The sequence below is a fragment of the Sabulicella flocculans genome (genome assembly GCF_045449635.1).
Taxonomy (GTDB): Bacteria; Pseudomonadota; Alphaproteobacteria; order Acetobacterales; family Acetobacteraceae; genus Roseococcus.
Genome location: NZ_JBJJBR010000012.1, coordinates 12,496 through 33,298, shown reverse-complemented (window position 1 = coordinate 33,298; position 20,803 = coordinate 12,496). Strand labels below are relative to the sequence as shown.

20 protein-coding genes are annotated in these 20,803 nt (G+C 77.0%); 15 read left to right on the top strand and 5 right to left on the bottom strand.

The annotated features are described in order from the left end of the window. Positions 1 to 34: 34 nt before the first annotated feature. The gene (aceA, locus tag ACI6QG_RS12275) at positions 35 to 1,357 is read right to left on the bottom strand and encodes an isocitrate lyase (protein ID WP_407024855.1); all 1,323 of its coding nucleotides are present in this window, start codon (positions 1,355 to 1,357) and stop codon (positions 35 to 37) included. Positions 1,358 to 1,520: 163 nt separating this feature from the next. Here aceA and ACI6QG_RS12270 point away from each other — a divergent pair, with 163 nt between their 5' ends. The 3 genes from ACI6QG_RS12270 to ACI6QG_RS12260 are packed head-to-tail and all read left to right on the top strand — an operon-like array spanning position 1,521 to position 3,884. Next, positions 1,521 to 2,918 (top strand): helix-turn-helix domain-containing protein, encoded by a 1,398-nt coding sequence (locus tag ACI6QG_RS12270; RefSeq protein ID WP_407024854.1) that lies wholly within the window; start codon positions 1,521 to 1,523, stop codon positions 2,916 to 2,918. Beyond that, a complete protein-coding gene (locus ACI6QG_RS12265; protein ID WP_407024853.1) occupies positions 2,915 to 3,571 on the top strand; it encodes a glutathione S-transferase family protein in 657 nt (218 codons plus the stop codon). The genes ACI6QG_RS12270 and ACI6QG_RS12265 overlap by 4 nt, the downstream gene beginning before the upstream one ends. A 40-nt stretch (positions 3,572 to 3,611) precedes the next feature. Continuing rightward, positions 3,612 to 3,884 carry a hypothetical protein gene (locus tag ACI6QG_RS12260; protein ID WP_407024852.1) on the top strand — a complete coding sequence of 91 codons (273 nt, stop codon included), beginning with the start codon at positions 3,612 to 3,614 and terminating at the stop codon, positions 3,882 to 3,884. Between the two features lie 2 nt (positions 3,885 to 3,886). Here ACI6QG_RS12260 and ACI6QG_RS12255 read toward each other — a convergent pair whose 3' ends face one another. Together ACI6QG_RS12255 and ACI6QG_RS12250 are read right to left on the bottom strand one after the other, a co-directional pair. Next, a complete protein-coding gene (locus tag ACI6QG_RS12255) occupies positions 3,887 to 4,450 on the bottom strand; it encodes a lipid-binding SYLF domain-containing protein (protein WP_407024851.1) in 564 nt (187 codons plus the stop codon). 68 nt (positions 4,451 to 4,518) lie between these two features. Continuing rightward, a complete protein-coding gene (locus tag ACI6QG_RS12250) occupies positions 4,519 to 4,914 on the bottom strand; it encodes a hypothetical protein (RefSeq protein WP_407024850.1) in 396 nt (131 codons plus the stop codon). Positions 4,915 to 5,040: 126 nt separating this feature from the next. Here ACI6QG_RS12250 and ACI6QG_RS12245 point away from each other — a divergent pair, with 126 nt between their 5' ends. The 8 genes from ACI6QG_RS12245 to ACI6QG_RS12210 are packed head-to-tail and all read left to right on the top strand — an operon-like array spanning position 5,041 to position 14,702. Beyond that, the gene (locus ACI6QG_RS12245) at positions 5,041 to 7,440 is read left to right on the top strand and encodes an FdhF/YdeP family oxidoreductase (protein ID WP_407024849.1); all 2,400 of its coding nucleotides are present in this window, start codon (positions 5,041 to 5,043) and stop codon (positions 7,438 to 7,440) included. Position 7,441: 1 nt separating this feature from the next. Then, a complete protein-coding gene (gene fdhD, locus ACI6QG_RS12240) occupies positions 7,442 to 8,251 on the top strand; it encodes a formate dehydrogenase accessory sulfurtransferase FdhD (protein WP_407024848.1) in 810 nt (269 codons plus the stop codon). Then, positions 8,244 to 8,873 carry a cytochrome c3 family protein gene (locus tag ACI6QG_RS12235; protein ID WP_407024847.1) on the top strand — a complete coding sequence of 210 codons (630 nt, stop codon included), beginning with the start codon at positions 8,244 to 8,246 and terminating at the stop codon, positions 8,871 to 8,873. Before fdhD ends, ACI6QG_RS12235 begins: the two co-directional genes overlap by 8 nt. Further along, the gene (locus ACI6QG_RS12230) at positions 8,870 to 11,491 is read left to right on the top strand and encodes a 4Fe-4S dicluster domain-containing protein (protein WP_407024846.1); all 2,622 of its coding nucleotides are present in this window, start codon (positions 8,870 to 8,872) and stop codon (positions 11,489 to 11,491) included. Before ACI6QG_RS12235 ends, ACI6QG_RS12230 begins: the two co-directional genes overlap by 4 nt. Next, positions 11,488 to 12,801, top strand: coding sequence for an NrfD/PsrC family molybdoenzyme membrane anchor subunit (gene nrfD / locus ACI6QG_RS12225; RefSeq protein ID WP_407024845.1), 1,314 nt, complete (start codon positions 11,488 to 11,490; stop codon positions 12,799 to 12,801). Before ACI6QG_RS12230 ends, nrfD begins: the two co-directional genes overlap by 4 nt. Continuing rightward, positions 12,798 to 13,331, top strand: coding sequence for a quinol:electron acceptor oxidoreductase subunit ActD (locus tag ACI6QG_RS12220; RefSeq protein ID WP_407024844.1), 534 nt, complete (start codon positions 12,798 to 12,800; stop codon positions 13,329 to 13,331). Before nrfD ends, ACI6QG_RS12220 begins: the two co-directional genes overlap by 4 nt. Next, on the top strand, positions 13,328 to 13,744 hold the full coding sequence (locus ACI6QG_RS12215) for a c-type cytochrome (RefSeq protein ID WP_407024843.1): 417 nt from the start codon (positions 13,328 to 13,330) through the stop codon (positions 13,742 to 13,744). Before ACI6QG_RS12220 ends, ACI6QG_RS12215 begins: the two co-directional genes overlap by 4 nt. Positions 13,745 to 13,754: 10 nt before the next feature. After that, the gene (locus tag ACI6QG_RS12210; protein ID WP_407024842.1) at positions 13,755 to 14,702 is read left to right on the top strand and encodes a hypothetical protein; all 948 of its coding nucleotides are present in this window, start codon (positions 13,755 to 13,757) and stop codon (positions 14,700 to 14,702) included. Positions 14,703 to 14,824: 122 nt separating this feature from the next. Here ACI6QG_RS12210 and ACI6QG_RS12205 read toward each other — a convergent pair whose 3' ends face one another. Next, complete coding sequence (locus ACI6QG_RS12205; protein WP_407024841.1) at positions 14,825 to 15,160, bottom strand: PRC-barrel domain-containing protein; 336 nt, start codon at positions 15,158 to 15,160, stop codon at positions 14,825 to 14,827. An 80-nt stretch (positions 15,161 to 15,240) separates the two neighbouring features. Beyond that, the gene (locus ACI6QG_RS12200) at positions 15,241 to 16,107 is read right to left on the bottom strand and encodes a formate/nitrite transporter family protein (protein ID WP_407024840.1); all 867 of its coding nucleotides are present in this window, start codon (positions 16,105 to 16,107) and stop codon (positions 15,241 to 15,243) included. A gap of 129 nt (positions 16,108 to 16,236) precedes the next feature. Here ACI6QG_RS12200 and ACI6QG_RS12195 point away from each other — a divergent pair, with 129 nt between their 5' ends. The 4 genes from ACI6QG_RS12195 to ACI6QG_RS12180 are packed head-to-tail and all read left to right on the top strand — an operon-like array spanning position 16,237 to position 20,739. Further along, positions 16,237 to 16,923 (top strand): cytochrome c oxidase assembly protein, encoded by a 687-nt coding sequence (locus ACI6QG_RS12195; protein WP_407024839.1) that lies wholly within the window; start codon positions 16,237 to 16,239, stop codon positions 16,921 to 16,923. Next, on the top strand, positions 16,920 to 17,897 hold the full coding sequence (locus ACI6QG_RS12190) for a cytochrome c oxidase subunit II (RefSeq protein WP_407024838.1): 978 nt from the start codon (positions 16,920 to 16,922) through the stop codon (positions 17,895 to 17,897). Before ACI6QG_RS12195 ends, ACI6QG_RS12190 begins: the two co-directional genes overlap by 4 nt. Next, positions 17,894 to 20,401 carry a cbb3-type cytochrome c oxidase subunit I gene (locus ACI6QG_RS12185; protein WP_407024837.1) on the top strand — a complete coding sequence of 836 codons (2,508 nt, stop codon included), beginning with the start codon at positions 17,894 to 17,896 and terminating at the stop codon, positions 20,399 to 20,401. Before ACI6QG_RS12190 ends, ACI6QG_RS12185 begins: the two co-directional genes overlap by 4 nt. After that, positions 20,398 to 20,739 (top strand): hypothetical protein, encoded by a 342-nt coding sequence (locus ACI6QG_RS12180; protein WP_407024836.1) that lies wholly within the window; start codon positions 20,398 to 20,400, stop codon positions 20,737 to 20,739. The genes ACI6QG_RS12185 and ACI6QG_RS12180 overlap by 4 nt, the downstream gene beginning before the upstream one ends. The last annotated feature ends 64 nt before the right edge of the window (positions 20,740 to 20,803 follow it).

Genomic DNA, 20,803 nt, shown 5'->3' with positions numbered 1-20,803 from the left:
GGGGCGGCCCGGCGCCGCCCCCGGGGAACACGGGTCAGGCGTGGTGGAACTGCGCCGTCTCCGTGGAGTCCTTCATGGCGGTGGTGGAGGAGCGGCCGCCGCTCGCCGCGGTGGCCACGGCGTCGAAGTAGCCCACGCCCACCTCGCGCTGGTGGCGCACGGCGGTGAAGCCCTCGGCCTCGGCCGCGAACTCGGCCTGCTGCAGCTCGCTGTAGGCGCCCATGCCGCGCTCGGCGTAGCCGCGGGCCAGCTTGAACATGGACAGGTTCAGGCTGTGGAAGCCGGCCAGCGTCACGAACTGGAACTTGTAGCCCATGGCGCCCAGCTCGCGCTGGAACTTCGCCGCGGCGTCGGCGCCCATCTTGCGCTGCCAGTTGAAGGAGGGGCTGCAGTTGTAGGCCAGCATCTTGCCGGGGAACTCGCGGTGGATGGCCTCGGCGAAGTCGCGCGCGTCCTGCAGGTCGGGGTCGCTCGTCTCCCACCACAGCAGGTCGGCGTAGGGCGCGTAGGCCAGCGAGCGCGCGATGGCGTATTCCTTGCCCTTGCCCTTGGTGATGCGGTGGAAGCCCTCCGGCGTGCGCTCGCCGGAGATGAAGGGATGGTCGCGCTCGTCCACGTCGGAGGTCAGCAGCTGCGCGCTCTCGGCGTCGGTGCGGCACAGCAGCACGGTGGAGGTGCCCTCCACGTCGGCGGCCAGGCGCGCGGCGTTGAGCGTGCGGATGTGCTGGGAGATCGGCACCAGCACCTTGCCGCCCAGGTGGCCGCACTTCTTCTCGCTCGCCAGCTGGTCCTCGTAGTGCACGCCCGCGGCGCCGGCGGCGATCATCGCGCGCATCAGCTCGTAGGCGTTCAGCGCGCCGCCGAAGCCGGCCTCGGCGTCCGCCACGATGGGGGCCATGTAGTGGGTGCGGTCGTCGCCGGTGCCGTCATGGCGCTCCAGCGTGGCGATCTGGTCGGCGCGGCGCAGCGCGTTGTTGATGCGCTCGATCACCTTGGGCACGCTGTCCACCGGGTACAGCGACTGGTCGGGGTACATGGTGCCGGCCGAGTTCGCGTCCGCCGCCACCTGCCAGCCGGACAGGTAGATGGCCTTCAGCCCGGCCTTCACCTGCTGCAGCGCCTGCATGCCGGTCAGCGCGCCCAGCGTCGTCACCTGCGGCTCGGTCTTCAGCAGGTTCCACAGGCGCCGCGCGCCGTTCTCGGCCAGGGTGTGCTGGACGCGGAAGGAGCCGGACAGGCGCGCGACGTCGGCCGGGGTGTAGTCGCGGCGGATGCCCTCGAAGCGGGCGGGGTCGTAGCCCGGGCCGCCGGCGGAACCGCCATCGGGGGCGAAGGTGATCTCGGGAAGGCGTCGCATGGTCCAGTCTCCAAATCGCTGCCGCTGCTCGTCATCGGCATGGTGAAGAATTGACATTGCAACGCGGGATGTCGCCCCTAAACTGCCGGTGTGCGCCGCAACATGGTCAATCCCGCGACGTGCTGCACTGCAAATCCGTAAAGCCTGTAAATCCGGGGGCCGCATGTCCAAGCCGCTGATCGGGCGCACCCTGCGCCGCCTGCGCACCGAGCGCGGCCTGACCCAGCAGGGCCTCGCCGCCCGGCTGGGCATCTCCGCGAGCTACCTGAACCTGATCGAGCACGACCAGCGCGCGGTGACGGCGGCCGTCCTCATCAAGCTGACGGAGGCGCTGGCGGTGGACCTCGCCGCGCTGTCCGGGCAGGCGGAACGGCAATTGGAGGCCGGGCTGCGCGAGGTGCTGAGCGACCCGGTGCTGGGCCTGGACGCCCTGCCGGAGGAGGAGCTGCGCGCGATGGCCGGCGCCGCGCCCAACGCCGCGCGCGGGGTGCTGGCGCTGTACCGCGCCTGGCGGGTGGCGCGGGAGGACGCCAGCGGCATCGCCCTGCCCTCCGGCCGCCGCCTGCTGCTGCCCAACGAGGAGGCGCGCGACTTCTTCCATGAGCGGCAGAACCACTTCCCCGCCCTGGAATCCTTCGCCGAGGCGCTGGGCGCGCTGATGGGCGCCGCGCCGGCCGAGATGAACCACGCCATCGCCCAGCGCCTGCGCACCACCCACGGCGTCAGCGTGGAGGTGGTGCCGATGCCCGAGGCCGACCGCCGCTTCGACCCCGCCACCCGCCGCCTGTGGCTGAGCGAGAGCCTGCCGCGCGAGGGGCGCGGCTTCCGCCTGGCCTTCCAGCTGCTGCTGCTGGAAGGGCGCGAGGCGATGGAGGAGGCGCTGGCCGGCCACGCGCCCACCACGCCGGAGGCGGCGGCGCTGATCCGCATCGGCCTGCTGAACTACGCCGCCGCGGCGCTGCTGATGCCCTATGCCCCCTTCCTGGCGGCCGCCCGCGCGCTGCGGCACGACGTGGAGGCGCTGGCGGCGCGCTTCGGCACCTCCTACGAGCAGGCGGCGCACCGCATGGCGACCCTGCAGCGCGAAGGCGCGCGCGGCGTGCCCTTCTTCTTCCTGCGGCTGGACCCGGCGGGCAACGTCACCAAGCGCTTCTCCGCCGCCGGCTTCCCCTTCGCGCGCTTCGGCGGCAACTGCCCGAAATGGATGGTCCACCACGCCTTCAGCACGCCGGGGCAGGTGCGCGTGCAGGTGGCGGAGCTGGAGGACGGCGCCGCCTTCCTGTGCTTCGCCCGCGCCACCCACGGCCCCTCCCCGCGCTGGGGCGAGCCGGCGCCGATGCAGGTGGTGGCCATGGGCTGCGACGTCGGCCGCGCCGATGAGGTGGTCTATGGCGACGGGCTGGACCTGTCGCGCCGGGTGGGCATCGGGCTGAGCTGCCGGCTGTGCGAGCGGCCCGACTGCCGCTCCCGCGCCTTCCCGCCGCTGGAGCACCGGCTGCGGCTGGACGCCAACGAGGACAGCGCGGCACCCTGGCGCTTCGAGAAGCGGGGAACGCCATGACCATCAACCTCTACGGCCGCGCCAACAGCATCAACGTCATCAAGGCGCTGTGGTGCGCCGAGGAGCTGGGCACCGCCTATGAGCGCCTGGATGCCGGCATGGAGTTCGGCGTGGTGGACACCCCCGAATACCGCGCGCTGAACCCCAATGGCCGCATCCCCAGCCTGCGCCATTCATCGGAGGAAGGGGGCGAAGTGGAGCTGTGGGAAAGCAACGCCATCTGCCGCTACCTCTGCCTGCTGCATGGCGGCGACGCGCGCGGCCTCTACCCCACGCAGCCCGGCCCCCGCGCCTCCGTCGAGCGCTGGCTGGACTGGCAGCTTTCCACCCTGTCCCCCGCCGAGCGCGGCCTGTTCTGGGGCATGGTCCGCACCCCCGAGGCCGGGCGCGACATGGCGGCGGTGCGCGCGGCGATGGAGGGCAGCGCCGCCTGCTGGGCCATCCTGGACGCCCGGCTGGCGGATGGCCGCCCCTTCCTGGACGGCGACGCCTTCACCCTGGCCGACCTCGTGCTGGGCTGCTTCGCCCGCCGCTGGTTCGGCGAGGAGGTGCGGGTGGACGGCATGCCGCGCTTCGCCCGGCTGGAAGCCTGGTACGCCCGGCTGGGCGATCGCCCGGGCTTCCGCCGCTGGGTGGCGCCGCGGCTGCGCTGAGCCGGGGCCAACCTGCATGGCGCGCGCACGTTCCCACGGCATGAGCCCCCGCCGAGCCGCCGCTTCCGCCCTGCGCCGCGCCGCGGCCGCGTGCTGGCGCGCCGCGCTGCCCGCCGCGCCGCCGCTGGCGCTGGCCTTCAGCCCGGGCGCCGGCTGGCCGCGCCCGGAACGGCCGCCGCTGCGCCGCCACGCCCTCGCCCCGCCGCGCGCCGCGCGGCCGCCGCGCACGCCGCTGGGCCGCTACGTGGCCCAGGGCGCGGCGGGGCTGGCCGCCATGCTGCTGGTGTTCGTGCTGGCCGGCTGGCGCTTCTGACCTCAGTCCGGCTGGATGCGGCTGATCTTGGTGCCGTTCAGCGCCAGCGCGGCCATCAGCCCCTGCTGGTTGAAGGTGATGGCGTAGACCGGCTCGGCCAGAGTGGTCGCCGTCACGTTGGCCTGCACGCCGCGGTCCAGCACCACCACGGAGGGGCCGGTGCCGATCTCCCAGCCCTCGGCCGCCATCAGCGCCTGCATGGCGTCGTCCGTCATGAAGAACATCGCCAGCCCGCTGCTCTGCGCGCCGGCCAGCAGGCCGAAGGAGGCACCGGCGATGGAGTAGTAGCCCACGGTGCGCCCACCCTGGATGGCCGCGCCCTCGCCATACTGGCCGCCGACGATGAAGCCGCCCTGGATGATGCGCGGGAACACCAGGATGGAGCGCGCCTGCCGGAACAGCGGCGCGGCGTTGTCCATGCCGCGCAGGCGCTGCAGCGCGACCGCGACCTCCGCGTCGATCTCGGCGCGGGAGGCGGCGGCGGCCTCCCCGGGGGCGGCGAGGGCGGCGGCGCCCAGCATGGCGGGCATCAGCGCGGCGAGGCGGCGGCGGGTCAGGCAGGGCATGGCGGGGCTCCCTTGCTGAGGTGGAGGATGGCGGGCGAACGTGGCGGGCGGCGGGGCGGTTGCGCCGCTCAGGCCGCCGCGCCCGCCGGCCGGGCGCCGGCGTCCAGCCGCAGCAGCCAGGCGCCGTCCAGCGCCAGCGGCCGCTGGCCTTCCAGCGTCACCGCGCGGGCGGGGGCGGCCAGCTCGCACCGGCCGGCGTGCAGCAGCCGGCGCAGCTGCGCCGCCTCGGGCAGCACGACGGCGAAGGGGGTGCCGGGCAGCGCCAGCGGCGGGGCGGCGATGGCGAAGCGGCCCAGCGGGCGCCCGGCGGCGTGGCCCTCGCCCTCGGCGTGCTGGCCGGGCACGGTGCCCGGCGCGGCGCCGGGGAACACCAGCACGGCGGCGGCGTCGGCCCAGGCGGCCATGGCCGTGGCGGGCCAAGCGAGCGGCAGCGCGAGCAGGGCGCGGCGGCGGAGCAAGGACATGATTCGGCTTCCCGGGATGGCGTTTCCCCGCGAACGCGCGGCCAGCGCGGCGGGTTGCCGTCCGCAACCCATCCGGCCAGGGGGCGTTGCCGTGCGAGCAACGTCGCTCGGGAGGGCGCCAACCCGATGTCCGGACCCGAAGCGAAGCCAGAGATCGAGGAATATGACGGCCCGGCCGGCGGCTACGGCTCGCTGCGCTCGGTGGGCGAGATCCTGCTGCGCGAGGAGATCCCGGCCCGCGCGCTGACCCTGCAGAAGCAGAACAAGCCCGACGGCTTCATGTGCGTCAGCTGCTCCTGGGCCAAGCCGGCCGAGCCGCTGACCTTCGAGTACTGCGAGAACGGCGCCAAGGCGACCGCGTGGGAGACGACGCGCAAGCGCGTGGACCCCGACTTCTTCGGCAAGCACACGATGACCGAGCTGGAAGGCTGGTCGGACCACGCGCTGGAGGAGGCCGGCCGCCTGACGGCGCCCCTGCGCTGGGACCCGGGCACCGACCGCTACCTTCCCGTCGCGTGGGAAAGCGCCTTCGCCGAAATCGGGCGGGAGCTGCAAGCGATGGCGGGCGAGCCGGATTCGGTGGTGTTCTACACCTCCGGCCGCGCCAGCCTGGAGGCGTGCTACATGTTCCAGCTGCTGGCGCGGCTGTACGGCACCAACAACCTCCCCGACAGCTCCAACATGTGCCACGAGGGGACCTCGGTCGCGCTGCCGGAAAGCATCGGCGTGGCGGTGGGCACGGTGACGCTGCAGGACTTCGAGCAGACGGACCTCATCCTCTACCTCGGCCACAACATCGCCACCAACGCGCCGCGGATGCTCCACCAGTTCCAGGCGGCGCGGAAGCGCGGGGCGGGCATCATCAGCGTCAACCCGCTGCGCGAGCGCGGGCTGGAGCGCTTCACCAACCCGCAATCCCCCAAGGAGATGCTGACGGGCGAGGAGACGGAAATCTCCGAGGCCATCCTGCAGGTGCGCGTGGGCGGCGACCTCGCGCTGCTGACCGGCGTGTGCAAGGCGCTGGTGGCGATGGACGACGCCGCCGGCGGCGCGCCGATGGACCGCGCGGCGCTGGAAGGCGCGGCGGAGGACGACGCCGGCTTCTCCGTCAAGGCGGCGGCGGCGCGGGCGGGGTCCGCCCGCGTGCTGGACCACGACTTCATCCGCGCCCACACCAGCGGCTTCGAGGAGTTCGCCGCCCATTGCCGCGCGGCGGAATGGGCGGAGCTGGAGCGCGTCTCGGGCCTCGGCCGCGGCGAGATGGAGGCGCTGGCCCGCCGCTACGCGCAGGCCGAGGCGTGCATGGCGCTGTACGGCATGGGGCTGACCCAGCACGTCGGCGGCGTCGAGACGGTGCAGATGCTGGCCAACCTGCTGCTGCTGCGCGGCAACATCGGCAAGCCCGGCGCCGGCATCTGCCCGGTGCGCGGCCATTCCAACGTGCAGGGCCAGCGCACCGTGGGCATCACGGAGAAGCCCGAGCTGGCGCCGCTGGACCGGCTGGAGGAGATGTACGCCTTCCGCGCGCCGCGCCACGAGGGCTACACCACCGTCACCGCGCTGGAGGCGATGGTGGCGGGCAAGGTGCGCGGCTTCGTGGCGCTGGGCGGCAACATGCTGCGCGCCGCCCCCGACCAGGAGCGCATCGAGGCCGCTTGGCGCCGCCAGCGCCTGACGGTGGCGGTGGCCACCAAGCTCAACCGCTCGCACGTCGTGCACGGGGAGGTGGCCTACCTGCTGCCCTGCCTGGGCCGCATCGAGGTGGACGAGCAGGCGAGCGGCCCGCAGGCCGTGTCCATGGAAAGCAGCGTGGCGCAGTTCCACCTGTCGCGCGGGCAGGTGAAGCCGGCCTCGCTCCACCTGCTGTCCGAGCCCGCCATCATCGCCGGCATCGCCCGCGCCACGCTGCCGCCCAACCCGCGCGTGCCGTGGGAGGGCTGGGTGGCGGACTACGCCACGGTGCGCGACAGCATCGAGGCCACCTGGCCCGCCACCTTCGAGCGCTTCAACGAGCGCATCGGCCAGCCCGGCGGCTTCCCCCGCCCGCTCGGCGCGCGGGAGCGCCGCTGGGCCACGCGCAGCGGCAAGGCCAACTTCCTGCTGCCCACCCGCCTGTTCGCCGGCGCGCCCGGCACGCAGGACCAGCCGGGCATCCTGCAGCTCACCACCTTCCGCTCCAACGACCAGTTCAACACCACCGTTTACGGCTACCACGACCGCTTCCGCGGGGTGCGCGGCACGCGGCTGGTGCTGTTCATGCACCCGGAGGACATGGCCGCGCTGGGCCTGGAGGCCGACGCGGCGGTGGACATCGAGACCGCCATCGAGGACGGCCACGCCCGCCGGGTGGAGGGCTTCCGCGCCGTGCCCTACGACATCCCGCGCGGCTGCTGCGGCGCCTACTTCCCCGAGGCCAACCCCCTGGTGCCGCTGGGCCACCATGACGTGCGCGCCCACACCCCGGCCTACAAGGCGGTGCCGGTGCGCGTCGCGCCCTCGCGCCTCGCGCAGCCGCGGATCGGCTGAGGTGCGCTTCGCCCCCGCCATCCCCGTCGCGCGGCTGGCGGTGCGCGGCGGCGGCCCCGCCGCGGGCGGCGAACGCCTGGCGGCGGAGGAGGTGCCGGTGGCCATCGCCTATGCCGGACGGGTGCACGCCGTGCTGATGGCCACCCCCGCCGACATCGAGGACCTGGCGGTGGGCTTCACCCTGACGGAGGGCATCGCCCGCACCGCGGCCGACATCGGCGGGGTGGAGGTGCTGTCCCGCCGCGACGGGCTGGTGGCGCGGGTGTGGCTCGGCCAGGGCCGGCACGGCGCGCCGGAGGCGCGGCGGCGCGCCATGGCCGGGGGCAGCGGCTGCGGCCTGTGCGGCGTGGCCAGCCTGGCCGAGGCGGTGCGCCCGCCGCCGCGCGTGCCCCCCGGCGGCCGCTTCCGCGCCGCGGACGTGGCCGCCGCCATGGCCGCCATGGGCGCCCGGCAGGAGCTGGGCGCGGCCACCCGCGCCGCCCACGCCGCCGCCTTGTGGCGCCCCGGCGAGGGCTGCGTCGCCCTGCGCGAGGATGTCGGCCGCCACAACGCGCTGGACAAGCTGGCCGGCGCCCTGGCGCGGGCCGGCGGGGCGGGCGGGGCGGGCGGGCTGGTGGCGCTGTCCAGCCGCGTCTCGGTGGAGATGGTGCAGAAGGCCGCGCGCATCGGCGCGGCGGGCATCGTCGCCGTGTCCGCCCCCACCGCCCTGGCGGTGCGCACCGCCGAGGCCGCGGGGCTGACCCTGGTGGCGGTGGCGCGGGAGGACGGGTTCGAGGTCTTCGCCGGCGCCGGCCGCCTGGCCCATGCCTGAGGAATCCGGGCGGCCCCTGTTCTCGCCGCGCGCCGATGCGCGGCTGCGCCGGGCGATGGTGGTGGGGGCGCTGCTGGCCGCCCTGCTGGCCGCCACCGCCTTCGCCATGGCGCGCTCCGGCTCAACCTGGCGGGTGGGCGAGGCCGCGCCCCAGCCCATCCCGTTCAGCCACGCCATCCATGCCGGCGGGCTGGGGCTGGATTGCGGCTTCTGCCACGCCGGCGCCGCGCGCGCCGCCGGGGCGGGGATGCCGCCGGGCGAGCTGTGCCTGGGCTGCCACCAGCAGGTGTGGAACGTGTCCGCCCAGTTCGCGCCGGTGCGCGCGGCGCTGCAGGGCGGGGGCAGCACCACCTGGTCCTCCGTGCACCGGCTGCCGGAGCACGTGCGCTTCCACCACGGCGCCCACGCCGCCGCCGGGGTGGGCTGCACCGCCTGCCACGGCGCGGTGGAGGAGATGCCGCGCACGGTGCGGGCCGAGCCGCTGCACATGGGCTGGTGCCTGGACTGCCACCGCGACCCGGCGGCGCGCGGCGCCCAGCCGGTGGGGCTGGGCCGGCTGGCGCAGCAGCACGGCGGCGCCACCCTGCCCGCCCTGGCCAACTGCACGGTGTGCCACAAGTGAGCGGCGGCCCCACCCGGCGCGACGCCTTCGCCGCCCCCTGGGTGCTCGCGGCCCTGGCCGGCTGCGACGGGCCGGACGAGTTCGGCCAGCCGCTGCACGGGCGCGGCCGCGGCACCGCCTTCGCCGATGCCAGCTGGGCCACCATCCTGGACCTCGACGGGCTGGCGCGCGGGGTGCTGGTCCGCACCCGCGACGGCCACCCCATCAAGGTGGAGGGCAACCCGCGCCACCCGGCCAGCCTGGGCGCCAGCGACGTGTTCCTGGAATCCGCGCCGCTGTCCCTGCATGACCCCGCGCGGTCGCGCCGGGCGCTGCGGCTGGGCCGCCCCGCCGCGCCGGAGGACGCCTTCGCCGCCCTGCGCGGCCCGGGGCTGCGCATCCTCACCGGCCCCGTCGCCTCGCCCACGCAGGAGCGCCTGCTGGCCGAGGCGCTGGCCGCCTTTCCCGGCGCCGCCTGGCACGTGCACGACCCCATGGCCGACCCGGCGGCGGCGGCGGGCGCCCTGGCCGCCTTCGGCCAGCCGGCGGAAGCGCTGCCCGACCTGCGGCGCGCCGGGGCGGTGCTGTGCCTGGGAGCGGACCCGCTGGGGCCCGGCCCGGCGCAGCTGGCGCTGGCCCGCGCCTGGGCGGAAGCGCGGCCGCGGCTGGTGGTGGCGGAAGCGACGCCCAGCCTGACCGGCGCCCGCGCCGCCCTGCGCCTGGCCATCCCGCCCGCCGAGGCTGAGGCGCTGGCGCGCACTGTCGCCGCCCGGCTGGGCCTGCCCGGCCTGGCCATGGAGGCCGCGCACCCGGCGGCGGAGGCGGTGGCGGCGGCGCTGCGCGGGGCCGGGCCGGTGGCGGTGCTGGCCGGGCGCGGGGCGCCGCCGGCGGTGCACGCCATCGCCCACGCGCTGGGCCACCACCTGGGCGGCGGCGCGATGCGCTGGATCGCGCCGCCCCTGGCCACGGCCCGACCGGCGGAGGAATTGCTGGAGGCGCTGCGCGCCGGCGCGGTGGAGCGCCTGCTGGTGCTGGACGCCGACCCGGCCTTCGACCTCGCGGGGTTCGCGGCGGCGCTGCGGGCGCGGCCGGTGGCGGCCGCCGTGCATGTGGGCCCGCGCCTGGGGGCCACGGCGCGGCTGTGCCCCTGGCACGTGCCCCTGGCCCACCCGCTGGAGCAATGGGGCGACGGCCGCGCCTTCGACGGCACCCCCGCCCTGCGCCAGCCGGTGGCCCGCCCCGCCGCGCCCGACCTGCATGGCCCGGTGCGCGCCCTGCTGGCCCTGCTGGGCCGCGCGGAGGAGGGCGAGCGCGCCGCCGTGCAGGCCACCTGGCGCGCCGCCTGGGGCGAGGACGGCTTCGAGGCCCGCTGGGAGGCGGCGCTGGAGGACGGGGTGGCCGGCCCCGCCGCCCCGCCGCTGGACGGGCTGGCCCCCCGCGCGGGATGGGACCGCCCCTCGCCGGCGGCGGCGCCCGGCTGGACCGCCCTGTTCGCGCCCGACCCGCACCTGCGCGCCGGCGCCTTCGCCCAGGAAGCCTGGCTGCAGGAGCTGCCGCGCCCGCTGACCCGCCTGAGCTGGGGCAACGCCGCCCTGCTGGCGCCGGAGGACGCGGCGCGGCTGGGCCTCGCGGCGGGCGACGAGGTGGAGCTGGCGCTGGGCGGGGCGGCGGCGCGCGCGCCGGTGCTGCCGCTGGCCGGGCAGGCGCCGGGCTGCGTCACCCTGCCGCTGGGCTTCGGGCAGGCCGGGCCGGTAGCGGAGGCGGCGCGCGGCTTCGACGCCCAGCGCCTGCGCCCGCCCGGCGCCTGGGCGGTGGAGGGGCTGGCGCTGCGCCCCACCGGCCGCCGCGCCCCCCTGCTGGTGGCCGAGGGCGCCCGCCCCCTGGCCGGCGAGCCGGCGCTGCGGGTGCTGGCGCCCGGCGCCGCGCTGCCGCCCATCGGCCCGCAGGCCTCGCTGCACCCGCCCTGGCCCTATCCGGCGCAGGCCTGGGGAATGGCGGTGGACCTGGACGCCTGCATCGGCTGCAACGCCTGCGCCGCCGCCTGCCAGGCGGAGAACAACGTGCCCCCCGTGGGGCCGGAGGCGATGGCCGCCGGGCGCGGCCTGCATTGGCTGCGGGTGGACCGCCACGCCCGCCCCGGCGGGGCCGCCGCCTTCCAGCCGGTGCCCTGCATGCAGTGCGAGCAGGCGCCCTGCGAGCCGGTGTGCCCGGTCAACGCCACGGTGCACGACCACGAGGGGCTGAACGCCATGGTGCCGGCGCGCTGCATCGGCACCCGCACCTGCGCCAACAACTGCCCCTACGGCGTCCGCCGCTTCAACTGGGAGGAGCGCGCCCTGCCCCGCCCCGCCCGCAACCCGGAGGTAGCGGCCCGCCCGCGCGGCGTGATGGAGAAGTGCACCTATTGCAGCCACCGCATCGCCGCCGCCCGCGCCGATGGCCGGCTGGCGGAGGTGCAGACCGCCTGCCAGCGCGCCTGCCCCACCGGCGCCATCCTGTTCGGCGACCTGAACGACCCCGCCAGCCCGGTTTCCGCCGCCCGCCGCGCCCCGCGCGCCTACCTGCTGCTGGAGGCGCTGGGCACCCGCCCGCGCACCTCCTACCTCGCGCGGGTCGAGGACGGGGGGGCGGCGGGATGAGCGGCGCGGCGGGGCTGGCGGCGGAGGCCGCGCTGCGCCCCTCGGCCCGGGGCGGGCGGCTGGGCTTCGCCGCCGCCGGGGCGGGGCTGCTGGTGCTGGCCGTCGCGGTGGGGGTGCTGCTGTGGCGCGGCGTGGGGGTGTGGGGCAACAACCACCCGCACGCCTGGGGCTTCGACCTGGTGGCCTATGCCTGGTGGATCGGCGTGGCCAACGCCGCCAGCCTGTTCGCCGCCGTGCTGGTGCTGCGCCGCCACGGGCTGCGCACCGCCGTCAACCGCTTCGCCGAGGCGGCGGCGCTGGCCGCGGTGCTGGCGGCGGCGCTGTATCCCATCCTGCACCTGGGCCGGCCCTGGCTGTTCTGGTGGACGCTGCCCTACCCGGCCGTCACCGGGCTGTGGCCGCAATTCGGCTCGGCCCTGGTGTGGGATTTCTGGGGCATCAGCGCCCATGTGCTGGTCACCTCGCTGTTCTGGTACGTCGGCCTGATCCCCGACCTGGCGACGCTGCGCGACCGCGCGCGGGCACGCGGGCGGCGGGGGCTGGCGCGGCTGTACGGGCTGGGGGCGCTGGGCTGGCGCGGCTCGGTGGCGCACTGGCACCGCCACCAGGCCGCCTACCGCATGGTGGCGGCGCTGGTGCTGCCGCTGCTGCTCTCGGCGCAGACGGTGGTGGCGCTGGAATTCGCCGTCACCGTCGTCGCGGGCTGGCACCAGGCGCGGCTGCCGCTGCACTTCGCCGCCACCGGCCTGCCCTCCGGCCTGGGGCTGGTGCTGGCGCTGGCGGTGCTGCTGCGGCGCGGCCTGGCGCTGGAGGCGCTGGTGGACCGCGCCGACATGGACCTGCTGGCCCGCCTGCTGGCGGCTGCCGGCCTGGGCGCCCTGGGCGCCTGGGCGCACGAGGCCGCCACCGCCCTGCTGCAGGAGGACGCGGCCACGCGCGCCGCCTTCGTGGCGCGGCTGCACGCCCCGGCCTGGTGGGGCGCGGTGCTGCTGGGCGGGCTGCTGCCGCAGGCGATGTGGGCGGCGCGGCTGCGCCGGGGCGACGCCGCGCCCCTGCTGCTGGGCGTGGCCTGCGCCCTGGGCGCCCTGCTGGACCGCTGGTCGCTGGTGGTGGACGGCGTGGTGCCGCCGCGCCTGCCCCTGCACGCCCCCGCCTACGTGCCCAGCGCGGCGGAATGGGCGCTGCTGGCGGGCTCGGCGGCGCTGTTCACCGCGGCGCTGCTGGTGTTCGCGCGCTTCCTGCCCGCCGTTTCCCTGTTCGAGACCCGGCACGAGGAAAGCGCCGCCGAGGCGGCGGAGGAGGAGCGGTGAGCCCCCCCGCCGCCCCGGGCACCCTGGCCGAGTTCGCCGATGCCGACGCGCTGGCCGCCGCCGTGCGCGCCGCGCGCGCCTCCGGCTGGCGCGGGCTGGAGGCGCACGCCCCCCACCCGGTGCCCGACGCCGCCGAGGCGCTGGGGGTCCGCGCCGCCCCGGTGGCCTGGATCGCCGCCGGGGCGGGGGTGGCGGCGGCGGCGGCCGGCTGGGGGCTGGCCTGGGCGGCCTCGGTGCAGCTGTATCCCCTCAACGTCGGCGGGCGGCCGCCCCATGCCTGGGCGGCCTTCCTGCCGGCGGTCTACATCGTCGGCGTGCTGGCGGCGGCGGTGGCGGCGCTGCTGGCCATGCTGTGGCTGAACGGGCTGCCGCGCCTGCACCACCCGCTGTTCGCCGTGCCGGCCTTCCTGCGCGCCACGGAGGACCGCTTCTTCCTGTTCATCCCGCACGCGGAGGCGGAATCCGCCGCGGCGCGCGCCCTGCTGGCCGCCCAGGGCCCGCTGGCCCTGCACCCGGTGCCGCCGCCGTGAGGCGCGCGCGGTGGCTGCCGCTGCTGCTGCTGCTGCTGGCCGCCTGCGACGGCTGGGGCGCCAGCGACCCGCCCCCCGCCCCGGCCGAGCCGCCGGAGGGCGCCATCCCGCAGGGCCACGCCGCGCGCCGCGCCGCGCTGGCCCCGCCCGGCCCGCCGGTGGACGCCGCCCTGCTGGCCGAGGGCGCGGAGGCCTGGCGCGTGTTCTGCGCCGCCTGCCACGGGCCGGGCGGCGCGGGGGACGGGGTGGTGCGCCGGCACGGCCACCCGCCCATCCCGCCCGTCCCGCGCGATGCCGGCCGCGCCATGGCGGCGCTGGCGGCCAACCTGGCCGGGGCGCACCCGGTGGAAGGGCGGATGGACCCGCGCCAGCGCTGGGCCGCCGCCCGCTTCATGGAGCGCCTGCCGCCATGAGCCCCTTCCCATGATCCTGCCCGCCCTGGCCGAGGCGTGGCTGCCGCTGTTCCTGCTGCTGGCCGGGCTGGGGCTGGGGGCGGCGCTGGCGCTGGCGCTGGGCCGCCTGCTGGAGGAGCACTGGCTGGCGCCGCTGCACCCCGGCCTGGCGGCGCTGGCGCGCGGCGCGCTGCCCGCCGCCCTGCTGCTGGCGCTGCCGCTGCCGGCCCTGGCGCCGCTGCTGTGGCCCGCGGGCACCGGCTGGGGGGCGCCGGCCGCCCTGGGGGCGCGCAGCCTGCTGCTGCTGGCGCTGTGGTGCGGCATCGGGTGGTGGCTGGCCGCGCCCGGCGGCGGGCGCTGGCGGGGCGGGGCGGCGCTGCTGCTGCTGCTGCCCACCGGCGCGCTGGCCATGGAGGACTGGGCCCTGGCGCGCGACCCGGCCTGGAGCGGCAGCGTGCAGGGCGTGGCCCTGGTGACGGAGCAGGCCGCCGCCGCCCTGGGCCTGGCCACGCTGGCCGCGCTGCGCCGCCGCGCCGCCCCGGGCGGGGCGGAGGCGCGCACCGGGCTGGAGCGCGCCCTGCTGGCCCTGGCGCTGGGCGTGCTGTGGCTGTGGTTCACCCAGTACGTGGTGGTCTACGCCGCCGACATCCCGGCCGAGGCCGCGTGGTACCTGCGGCGCGAGCAAGCGCCCTGGATCTGGCTGAAGCTGGGGGTGGCGCTGCCGGCGCTGGGCGGCGCCATCGCGCTGGCGCTGGTGCCGCAGTGGCGGGACTGGCGGCTGGGCGCGGTGGCGGCGCTGCTGGTGCTGCACCACGCGGCGCACCTGCTGTGGGTGGTGCGGCCGGAAGCGCCGGCCGGCGCCGCCTCCCCGTGGGCGGACGCGGCGGCGCTGGCCCTGGCCGGGCTGGCGCTGGCGGCGCTGGGCTGGCGCGCCACGGCCGGAGGGCGATCCGCCCCGGCGGAGGCGCCAGGGCGGTGAGGCGGAGCCAGGGGCCAGGGCGCGCCTCGCGGTGAGGGAGGCGCCGTCGCGGCGGAGCGGCCTCCCGGCCGGGCTGGCGCGCGATGCCCCGCGAAGGGATCGCGCGCCGGGCCGGCGGCGGCTCAGTCGCGGTAGTCGAAGCCGGGCATGGCGCGGACCTGCTCGCGCGTCATCGGCAGCTCCACCCGGCGCTCGGCGCCCAGGCGCAGCTGGTCGAAGGGCACCATTACGTGGCGGTCGGCGCGCAGCAGGCCGCGGTCCACCTCCACCACCACGCCGACCACCCGGCCCTGGGCGTCGAGCACCATGTCCTCCACCTCGCCCACCTGGTGGCCGTCGGAGGAGCGGACGTCGCGGTCCAGCAGCGCCTTGGCGCGCATCTGCCCGGGGGGCAGCGCCTGGGCCAGCAGCGGCAGGGGGGCCAGCAGCGCGGCGGCCAGGACGAAGGGCTTGAGCATCGGGGCGGTTCCTTGCGGCGGTTCGCGGGCGGAACGCGCCCGCCGGCCCCGGGGTTACGCCCCGGGGCTACGGCCCGGAATCACCCGTCTGGCCGCGGCCGCAGGTAGGCGAACCAGTAGGCCACGCCCACCATCACCCCACCCAGCAGGTTGCCCAGCGTCACCGGCACCAGGTTGGCCACCAGCCCGCCGGGCCCGGCCTCGCCGAAGGCGGCGGGCGACAGGCCGGTGGCGGCCCAGAACCCCGCATCCGCCGTGGCGCGCACGCCCCAGCCCAGCGGAATCAAGGCCATGTTGGCCACCGAGTGCTCCACGTTCAGCGCCACGAAGGCGGCGACGGGCGGCACCACCACCAGCACCTTGTCGGCGGCGCTGCGCGCGCCCCAGGCCATCCAGACCGCCAGGCACACCAGGATGTTGGCCAGCACGCCGCTGGCGAAGGCCTGGCCGAAGGGCAGGGCGCCCTTGGCCTGCGCCGCCTTCAGCGCCGCCGCGCCCACCGCGCCCTCGCCCATGGCGGGCACGCCGGCGGCCAGCGCCAGCCCCACCGCGGCCAGGGCGCCCAGCAGGTTGGCGCCCCAGGCCAGCGCCCAGGCGGCGCCGATGTCGCGCAGGCGGGCGCGGTCCTCGGCCCAGGCCACCACCAGCAGGGTGTTGCCGGTGAACAGCTCCGCGCCGCCCACCACCACCAGCACCAGCCCCAGGCTGAAGGCCAGCCCGGCCAGCAGCCGCGCCGCGCCATGGGGCATCGCGCCCTCCGCCCCCGCCAGCGCCACGGTGGAGAACAGCCCGCCCAGCCCGATGTAGAGCCCGGCCAGCACGCCCAGCACCGCCAGCACCGGCCAGTCCAGCGTGGCCTTCTTCACGCCCGCGCGGGTCGCCGCCTCGGCGATGCGTTCCGGCGGGCGGAGGTCGGCGGGGCCGGGCGGGGGATCCTGGTCGGGCATCCTGCCGCCAACGGCCCGCCGCCGCCGGCGTTGGCGGCGGCCCGAAGATGACGCGCATTTCATGGTGACCGCCGCGCCGCGCCGGCGTTCGCTCCCGAAGCACCCATGGCGGCGTGCTGGGGGATCAAGGTGCCGACGGCCATCCCGTATTGCGGCGCGCCGCCCACCCCGGAGGCGCTTCCCTGGGCCCCGGATGCCGGGCTGGCTCTGGCGCTGCTGCTGATCCTGGCCCTGGGCTGGCGGCGCTCGCCCTCGCGCCCGGCGCTGCTGGGCGGGGTGGCGGTGCTGGCGCTGGCGCTGCTGACGCCGCTGTGCGCGCTGGCGGTGGCGCTGTTCTCCGCCCGGGTGGGGCAGCACCTGCTCATCCTGCTGGGGGCGGCGCCCCTGCTGGCCGTGGGGCTGCGCCTGCGCGCCCCGCCGGTGGCCGCCGCCGCCGCCGCCTTCGCCGTCGTGCTGTGGCTGTGGCACCTGCCCGCGCCCTATGGCTGGACCTTCGCCTCGCCCCTGGCGTGGTGGGCCATGCACGCCAGCCTGCTGGCCGCCGGGGTGGCGCTGGCGCAGGCGATGTGGCGCGCCCCGCCGGAGGGCGCGCTGGCCGCCGGCCTGGCCACCGCGGCGCAGATGGGCGGGCTGGGCGCCTTCCTCACCTTCGCGCCGCGCCCGCTGTTCCCCGCCCATGCCCTCTCCACCTGGCCCTGGGGGCTGACCCAGCTGGAGGACCAGCAGCTGGGCGGGCTGCTGATGTGGGTGCCCGGCGGCGTGCTGTTCGCCGCCCTGGCCCTGGCCGGCGTGGCCCGCGCCCTGCGCGAGGCATGAGGCGCGCCCGCGGCCCGGCGGCGGCCGCGCTGCTGGCCGGCTGCGGCGGGCCGCAGGCGCCGCTGGACGCCTGGGGCCCGCAGGCGGGGCGCATCGCCGAGCTGTCCGTGCTGCTGATCGCGGGCGGCGGGGCCATCCTCTCCCTGGTGGTGCTGTGCATCGCGCTGGCGGTGTGGGCGCCGCCGGCGGTGCGGCGGCGGCTGGGGGGCCTGGGCTTCGTCGCCGGCATGGGGCTGGCCTTTCCCGCCATCACCCTGTCCGCCCTGCTGGTGCACACGCTCGGCGCCTCCCGCGCGCTGGCGCTGTTCGGCGCGGGGGCGGAGCCGCTGGTGGTGGAGATCACCGGCCGCCAGTACTGGTGGGAGGTGCGCTACCCCGGCACCCCCGGCGCGGTGACCGCCAACGAGCTGCGCCTGCCGCGCGGGCGCGAGGTGGAGCTGGTGCTGACCTCGGGCGACGTGATTCATTCGGTGTGGATCCCCAACCTGCACGGCAAGCTGGACATGATCCCCGGCCGGGCCAACCGCCAGCGCCTGCGCGCCGACCGCACGGGCGAGCTGCGCGGGCAGTGCACCGAGTTCTGCGGCCGCCAGCACGCGCTGATGGCCTTCGCCGTGGTGGTGGAGGAGCCGGAGGCCTTCGACGCCTGGCTGGCCCGCCAGGCCGCGCCGGTGCCCGCCCCCGCCACCGCGGCGGAGGAGGCGGGCATGCGCGTGTTCGGCGCCGCCGGCTGCGGCGCCTGCCACGCCGTGCGCGGCACGCCCTGGGAGGCGCGCCTGGCGCCCGACCTGTCGCGCGTCGGCTCCCGCCGCACGCTGGCGGCGGGGGCGCTGCCCAACACGCTGGGCCACCTGGCGGGCTGGATCGCCGCCCCGCAGGACATCAAGCCCGGCAACGCCATGCCCGCCTACGCCCGCGCCCTGTCGGGCGAGGAGATCCTGGCGCTGGCCACCTGGCTGGACGGGCTGCGGTGAGCACGCCCAACCCCCTGCCCCGCCCGCCGGAGGAGCGGGCGCGGCTGGAGGCCGCCTGGGCCTATCCGCGCGGCTGGCGCGCGGTGGGCGAGATCAACAACAACCTCATCGGCCCGCTCTTCGTCGCCGCGGCGCTGCTGTTCCTGACGCTGGCGGGGCTGCTGGGGGTGCTGATTCGCCTCCAGCTGGCCTGGCCGGGGCTGACCATCCTGGACGCCGCCACCTACAACCAGGTCTTCACCATGCACGGCACGGTGATGATGTTCCTGTTCGCCGTGCCGGCGGTGGAGGCGGTGGGCATCACCCTGCTGCCCGCCATGCTCGGCGCGCGGGAGATGCCGACCCCGCGCCTGGGCGCCTACGCCTTCTGGATCTACCTGGTGGGCGGGCTGGCCTTCTTCGCATCGCTGTTCGTCGGCGCCGCGCCGGACGGCGGCTGGTTCATGTACCCGCCGCTGACCAGCAAGGAGCACTCGCCGGGCGTCAACACCGACATGTACCTGCTGGGCATCGGCTTCATCGAGATCAGCGCCATCGCCGGCGCCATCGAGCTGATCGTGGGCATCCTGCGCTGCCGCGCGCCGGGAATGACGCTGGGGCGGATGCCGGTCTTCGCCTGGGCCATGCTGGTGTTCGCCGGCATGGTCATCATCGCCTTCCCCGCCGTGATCGCCGCCTCGACGCTGCTGGAGCTGGAGCGCGCCTTCGACTGGCCCTTCTTCCTGCCCGAGCGCGGCGGCGACCCGCTGCTGTGGCAGCACCTGTTCTGGTTCTTCGGCCACCCGGAGGTCTACGTCATCTTCCTGCCGGCGGCGGGCATGGTGTCCATGGTGGTGCCGGTGATGGCCGGCGTGCCGCTGCTGGGGCACTCGCTGGTGGTGCTGGCGCTGGTGGCCACCGCCTTCCTGTCCTTCGGGCTGTGGGTGCACCACATGTACACCACCGGCATCCCCGGCCTCAGCCTCGCCTTCTTCGCGGCGGCGGGCTTCGCCGTCTCCATCCCCTCGGGGCTGCAGGTCTTCGCCTGGATCGGCACGCTGGCCGCCGGGGCGCGGGTGCGGCTGAACGCCGCCGGCCTGTTCGTGCTGGGCTTCCTGTTCATCTTCACCCTGGGCGGTCTGACCGGCGTGATGGTGAGCGTGACGCCCTTCGACTGGCAGGCGCACGACACCTACTTCATCGTCGCCCACCTGCACTACGTGCTGATCGGCGGCATGGTGTTCCCGCTGCTGGCCGCGCTGTACCACTGGGCGCCGGCCATCGGCGCGCCGCTGAGCGAGCGGCTGGGCAAGTGGGCGTTCTGGCTGCTGTTCCTGGGCGTCAACCTCACCTTCTTCCCCATGCACGCCTCCGGCCTGCTGGGGATGCCGCGGCGCATCTACACCTATCCCGCCGGGCTGGGGCTGGAGGTGTGGAACCTGCTCTCCACCCTCGGCGCGCTGGTGGTGCTGGCCGGCGGCGCGCTGCTGCTGTGGGACGTGGCGCGGCACATGCGCCGCGGCGCGGGCGGCGGCGGCGACCCCTGGCGCGCCGGCACGCTGGAATGGCTGGAGAACAGCAATTTCGGCCCGCGCAGCCTGCCGCACGTCGCCTCGCGCTATCCGCTGTGGCAGCAGCCGGGCCTGCGCGAGGAGGCGGAGGCGGGCGCGCACTACCTGCCCATGTCCGCCACCGGCCGGCGCGAGGCGCTGGCGACCACCGCCGCTGGCGCGGTGCCGCAATACGTGCAGGTGCTGCCCGGGCCGGGACTGGGGCACCTGGTGGCCGCGCTGGGCACCGCGGGCTTCTTCCTGGCCCTGGCGGTGGAGGCGCTGGTGCCCGCCGCCGCCTTCGGCGTGCTGGCGCTGGGCGGCTTCCTGCACTGGCTGTGGACCGCGACCGACCTGGGCGCGCTGGAGCCGGCGGAGGTGGACATCGGCGGCGGGCTGGTGCTGCCCACCCACGCCGCCGGGCCGGTGTCGCTGTCCTGGTGGGCAGTGGGGACGCTGCTGGTGGTGTCGGGCGCCGGCTGGGCGTGCTTCGCCGGCACCTACCTGTTCCTGTGGCTGGTGAACGGCGACGCCCGCTGGGCCGCGCGCGCGCCCGACGCCGGCTGGGGGCTGCTGGCGGCCGCGCTGTACGCCGGCGCCGCGCTGGCCTTCGCCCTGTGGGCGGCGCGCGCCCTGGCGCGGGACGGGCGGATGGCCGCGCTGCCGGCCGCGCTGGCGCTGGCGCTGCTGGCGGCGGCGCTGGCGGCCGAGGGCTGGGCGATGTGGGGCGCCGGGCTGCGGCCGGAGGAGCACGCGCACGGCGCCGCCCACTACGCGCTGCTGGCCTACCAGGGGCTGCACGTGGCGGTGGCGGCGCTGATGCTGGGCTACGCCCTGGCCCGCCACTGGCGCGGGCTGCTGCATGGCCGGCGCCGCGCCACCTTCGACAACGCGCGGCTGTTCCTGCTCTACACCTGCGCGCAAGGCTGGGGCGGGCTGCTGCTGCTGCACGGCTTCCCGCGGCTGCTGCCATGAGGGCGGGCGGCGGGGCCTGGCGGGCGCTGCGGCCCAGCCTGCCGCTGCTGGTGTGGGGCGGGCATTTCGGCGCCGTCTACGCCGCCCACGCCCTGTCCTGCGAGCGCAGCGTGGCCGGGCTGTCCGCGCCGGTCGCCGTGCTGGTGGCCACGGCGGCGGCGCTGGCCCTGCTGGCGCTGCTGGCCTGGCCCGGCCTGGGCGCGCTGCGCGCCGCCCCCGCCGAGGGCGGCGAGTCGGAGACGGGCTTCCTGGCTTGGTTCCAGGCGGCGGCGGCGGTGCTGGCGGCGGTGGCGGTGCTGTTCCAGGCGGCGCCCGCCCTGCTGGTGCCGGGCTGCTGAGGCGGGAGGGCGGCGGCCCCGGGCCGTCGCACGGATGCGCGGCGCCGGATGGCCGGGGTCGCAC